Source organism: uncultured Sphingomonas sp., assembly GCF_913778135.1.
GTDB lineage: Bacteria > Pseudomonadota > Alphaproteobacteria > Sphingomonadales > Sphingomonadaceae > Sphingomonas.
On sequence record NZ_CAJYVU010000044.1, the window covers coordinates 1 to 5,104 of the forward strand.

The following is a 5,104-nucleotide window of genomic DNA, read 5'->3' on the forward strand; positions in this document are numbered from 1 at the left end:
GGGGCCGTCGGGAGAAGTGCCATGAAGTCGACCATCATCCTCGCCGCGCTCGCTGCCTCACTGACCGGTGCTGCCGCTCATGCAGAGCCCAAGTCGCCGCCGCCGCCCGCGACCGAGATGCCGGCACCAACGCAGGCCGTCAGCCCCGAACAGCGTTACTGCATCGACAGCCAGATGACCGGCTCGCGCATTCGTCATCGCGAATGCCACACCGTTGCGCAGTGGAAGGCGCTCGACGTCGACGTCCTCGCCGCGGCGAAGCAGTGAGGTTCGTGGCCGGCGCGCCGATGAGGTGCGCCGGCGATGTCTGAAAGGGACGCTGGCCGCAGCAGCGCGTCGCCGCTTACAGGGCGCGCTCGTAGACCTGGTAGACCTTGTTGACCTTGCTCTCGATTGCGGTCGCGATCGAGTTCATGCCCTGATTATCATCGAGCACCCAGCCGATTTCGCCTCGGCTGGCGCCGTAATGCTCGACGGAGGCCTTCCGGATTGCTTCGATCATCATGAAGGCGAGCTGGCTGGCGAGGCGCGAGGATTGCAGTTCCTTGCGCACACCCATCAGTGGCACGCGCATCGTGTGGACCTTGGGCTTGCGCAGCCACAGCAGCAGTTTGGCCCAGCCGAAGGGCAACAGCGAACCGTTCAAAGGCTTGATCGCCTCGTTCAGATCGGGAAGCGTGATCATGAACGCGACCGGCTTTCCTTCCAGTTCGGCGATGCGGATCAGGTCGTTGAAGACGATCGGCTTGAGCTTGACGCCGACATCCTTGATCTCGGGCGGGGTGAGGGGGACGAAGCCCCAATTGTCCGACCAGGCGTCGTTCAGGATGTCGAGGATGATCGCTGCTTCCTGCTCGAACTTGCGCTTGTCGACCTCGCGGATGACGATGCTGGGGTTGGCCTCACCCGATTTGATGATGCGTTTGACGAGCTTGGGGAACTCCTGCGTAATGTCGAGGTCATAGGTGATCAGTTGCTTGACCGGCGAATAGCCGGCGCGTTCGATCCAGCCGCGATATTCGCGTTTCGCGTGACCCATCATGATTGTCGGTGGATGGTCGTATCCCTCGATCAGCAGTCCCGGCTCCTCCCAGATCGATTGCGAGATCGGGCCGAGCGCGCGAACCATGCCCTTGCCGCGTAGCCAGTCCTCGGCGGCGGCGAGCAGGGCGGTGAAGACGGCCTCTTCCTCCGCGTCCATCAGCCCCCATTGGCCGACGCCGGGGCCGAAGCCCTGCGTCGCAGGCATGGTGAGCGCGAGCGTGTCGATGTGCGCGGAAATACGCCCGACCACCCGATCCCCGCGGTGGGCAAGGAATAGTTGAACGTCGGCGTGGCTGTACCAGCCATTCTTCTCCGGCGTGATGAGGCCAAGCGCCTCACCCTTCAATGGCGGCACCCAGTTGGGATCGTCGCGGTACAGCCGGAACGGCAGGTCGACGAACGCCTTGAGATCGCGCTTGCTGGTGACCGGGGTGATGCAGAGGGTGTCGGACATAAACCGGAAATAACCGGCGCGATCGATCATGGCGAGTGAGCATTTGCGCCGCATCGTGACGGTGCGCGCCTGTTACGGTCACTGTGTCGCCACTATATTCTGTTCATGGAGCAAGCCATGACTAGCATGACCCTCGACCGTGCATCCGCCCCGGCTGCCGGCGTTCGCGCGCGCATTCCCGACGACAAGGCGATGCTGCGGACTGCCGCCGAACTGACGCGCGATCTCGTGCAGCCGCGTGCCGGCATTTACTGGGTCGACCTGATCGCGTCGTCGGTCGTCGGCTACGGCGCACTGGCGTTGGCGATCGCCACGGCGTCGACCGCGGTGATGATCGTCGCCGGGGTCGTATCGATGCTGGCGTTGTACCGCGGCATGAGCATGATCCACGAATTGACACACGTGAAGCATGCGCAGCTCCGTGGCTTTCGCGCTGGCTGGAACACGTTGATCGGCGTGCCGATGATGATCCCGTCATTTATGTACGAAGGCGTGCACAACCTGCACCATGCCAAGACGCGCTATGGCACGTCGGAAGACCCGGAGTATCTGCCGCTGGCGCTGATGAAGCCGTGGACGTTGCCGGTGTTCGTGATCGTGTCGATGCTGGCGCCGGTCGGGCTGCTGATCCGCTATGCTGTGCTGGCGCCGCTGTCGGCCTTGTTGCCGCGGCTGCGCACTGCGGTGGTGTCGCGCTACTCGGCGCTGTCGATCAATCCGTCGTTCCGCCGCCGCATGCCCGAGGGTGAGGAGCGCGCGCGTTGGGTCCGGCTTGAGGCGGCGACAGCGGTATGGGCGATGGCGCTCGTCGCGCTGACTGCGGTGGGTGTGATCCCGTTCAAGGCATTCGCGATCTTCATGGTGGTGGGTGCGGGTGTTGCACTGATCAATCAGGTCCGCACGCTCGTCGCGCATTTATGGGAGAATGAGGGCGAGGCGATGAGCGTCACGGCGCAGTATCTCGATACCGTCAACGTGCCGCCGCCCGCGCTGCTGCCGGTGTTGTGGGCGCCGGTGGGACTGCGTTACCACGCGCTGCATCACCTGTTGCCGGGTCTTCCATACCACTCACTGGCGGAGGCGCATCGGCGGTTGTCGAAGGTGCTGGAGCCCGCATCGCCGTACCACAAGGCAAGCTACAAGGGCTTGCCGGCGCTGGTCGGCAAGCTGGCGGTGGCGACGATCCGGCCGCGCTGATCTCGTAACCTTCGGTAGGGTAAAAAGGGCGGCGTCTCCGATCGAGGCGCCGCCCTTTTTCATTCCTCTGTCCGCAGCAGCACTGCCTCGCCGATCAGCAGGAAGAGCAGGAACGGCGCCCAGGCGGCAAGGAAGGGCGGGTAGGCTCCCAGATTACCCATCGCCAACGCGAAATTGTCCGCGACGAAATAGGCGAATCCTAGCGCCATGCCGACTACTGCGCGCACGAACAACTGCCCCGACCGCGCGATGCCGAACGCGGCTACGGCGCCCAGCAACGGCATTAGCACCGACGAGAGCGGCGCCGAGAGCTTGTGCCACAGCGATCCTTCCAGTGCCTTCACCGGACGACCCGCTTCCTCGAGATCGTTGATCGCATTGCGCAGCGCGCCGAACGACAGGCTGTCGGCATCGACAGTCGCGAGCGTGAACTGGTCGGTGCGCACGCCGCGCCCGATGATCTGTTCGCCCAGCATCGTGACGCGCCCGCTCGCCACGTCGAACTGCTTGGTCGGCCGGATCAGCCAGCCATCGCCCGAGCGGCGGCCGTTGGGCGCGGTCAGCAGGCCGCGTAAACCCCCGGTGGCCGAGCGCAGGTAAACCGTGACGCCGCCGAGCTGCGCCTGATCGCCGCGGCCCTTGATCTGGTCGACCTGGATCAGATCCTGCCCCGACAATACCCAGACGTTGGATCGTTCGCCCCGGTCCACCGGGAGGGGGCCGTAGTTGACGCGCTGCCACTGTGACAGCGTCGCGGTCGATCGGCTGACGACCCGATCGGTAAAGACGAAGGTGACGGCGGCGACGCCGAGGCTGGCGAGGATCAGCGGCGCGAGCAATTGGTGCGCGGAAAGACCCGCAGCTTTCAGCGCGATTACTTCGCTGTTGGCGTTCATCGTGATCAGCGTCAGGATGGTGCCGAGCAGCACCGAGAAGGGCAGAAAGGTCGAGACGATCTGCGGCAGGCGCAGCCCGACGTAGCGCCAGACCTCAGCGTCGCCGTTGCCGCTGACGGCGAGAATCTTGCCCGATTCGCTCAGCAGGTCGAGCGCCTGAAGCACCAGCACGAGGCCGGCGAGGATGCCGAAGGTGCGGGTGAGAAACAGCCGCGCCATGTAGAGCGCGACGGTGCGCGACGGGAAAAAGCCCTTCATGCCGCGGCCTTGCGGCGATTGCGACCTGGCAGATAGCGCACGATCAGCTTCCATGTTTTCGAGAAGAACCGCTCCAGCGCGCCGATCGGCTGCCCGCCGGGAACATAGGCGACGGTGTAGTACATCCACACGATCAGCCCCGCGAAGACGAGGAACGGCACCCAGAGCGCGATCAGCGGATCGATCGCGCCGCGCTCTCCGACGCTGGCGGCATATTGGTTCACCTTGTGGTAGGTCACCACCATCACGATCGACAGGAACACGCCGAGCGCCGAACTGGATCGCTTGGGCGGCACGCCTAGCGCGACCGCGAGCAGCGGAAGCAGAAACATCGAGACGACCTCGGCCAGGCGGAAATGGAATTCCGCGCGACTGCTGTCGCGCTGCGCCTCCGTTCCGCTCGCGTGACCAAGCTTCGCGAGCTGAGGCAGCGTGTATTCCAGGTTCTTGCCGCCGCGTGTGCGAAAACTCTCGAACTTCGGCAGATCGATCGGCAGATCGTGCGACGAGAAGGAGAGCGTACGCGGGGTCGTGAAATCCGCGCGATTGTGGATCAGCGTGCCGTTCGTCAGGCGAAAGATGATGACGTTGGGATCGTCGGTGGCGAGGAACTGCCCACCCTCGGCGGTAACGCCGACCCAATCGCCCTTGGGTGTTTGTGCGTGGACGAAGATGCCCGACAGCTTGCGCCCCTTGTCGCGGCTGCCCTCGATCCGCATCGTCATGCGGTCGCCCAGATGCGTGAACTCGCCAACCTTGACCGAGGCGCCGAGCGCGCCGGTGCGCAGCTCGAAGCGGAGCTTCTCGTAATTGTAGCGCGCGATCGGCTGGATGTAGCCGACGATGGCGATGTTAGCCGCTGCGAGCACGATCGCGTACATGTACGGCACGCGCAGCAGGCGCGCGTAGCTCATGCCGACGCCGCGCATCACGTCGAGCTCGCTCGAGGTCGCGATGCGGCGGAACGCGAGCAGCACGCCCAGCATCAGTCCGATCGGTATACCGAGGCCGAGATACTCGGGCAGCAGGTTGGCCAGCATCTTCCACACTACGCTGACCGGGCCGCCCTGGGTTGCGACGAAGTCGAACAGGCGGCGAATGCGATCAAGGATCAGCAGCATCGCGGCAATGAACAGGGTGGAGAACAATGGCAGCGCGATCAGCCGGGCCATGTAGCGGTCGATCGATTTCATGTGCGCGCGACGCGGCCTCGCAAGAACGACGGAAAGGCTCCGGCTATAGGCAGGTGAACGGG

General features: G+C 64.5%; 5 protein-coding genes. 2 read left to right on the forward strand and 3 right to left on the reverse strand.

All coding sequences use genetic code 11. The features are described 5' to 3' along the window. Window positions 1-21: 21 nt before the first annotated feature. Entirely contained in the window at window positions 22-267 is a 246-nt protein-coding gene (locus tag QZ847_RS04470; RefSeq protein WP_294193070.1) for a hypothetical protein, read from the forward strand. Window positions 268-343: 76 nt separating this feature from the next. On the opposite strand, the gene QZ847_RS04475 is transcribed toward QZ847_RS04470, so the two are convergent. Then, window positions 344-1,528 (reverse strand): N-acetyltransferase, encoded by a 1,185-nt coding sequence (locus QZ847_RS04475; RefSeq protein WP_294353470.1) that lies wholly within the window; start codon window positions 1,526-1,528, stop codon window positions 344-346. 87 nt (window positions 1,529-1,615) lie between these two features. Between QZ847_RS04475 and QZ847_RS04480 the strand changes: the two genes are divergently transcribed. Next, window positions 1,616-2,695, forward strand: coding sequence for a fatty acid desaturase (locus QZ847_RS04480; RefSeq protein WP_294353472.1), 1,080 nt, complete (start codon window positions 1,616-1,618; stop codon window positions 2,693-2,695). Window positions 2,696-2,754: 59 nt separating this feature from the next. Here QZ847_RS04480 and lptG read toward each other — a convergent pair whose 3' ends face one another. After that, window positions 2,755-3,849 carry an LPS export ABC transporter permease LptG gene (lptG, locus tag QZ847_RS04485; protein ID WP_294353475.1) on the reverse strand — a complete coding sequence of 365 codons (1,095 nt, stop codon included), beginning with the start codon at window positions 3,847-3,849 and terminating at the stop codon, window positions 2,755-2,757. Then, window positions 3,846-5,042, reverse strand: coding sequence for an LPS export ABC transporter permease LptF (gene lptF, locus QZ847_RS04490; RefSeq protein ID WP_294191389.1), 1,197 nt, complete (start codon window positions 5,040-5,042; stop codon window positions 3,846-3,848). Before lptF ends, lptG begins: the two co-directional genes overlap by 4 nt. Window positions 5,043-5,104: the final 62 nt, after the last annotated feature.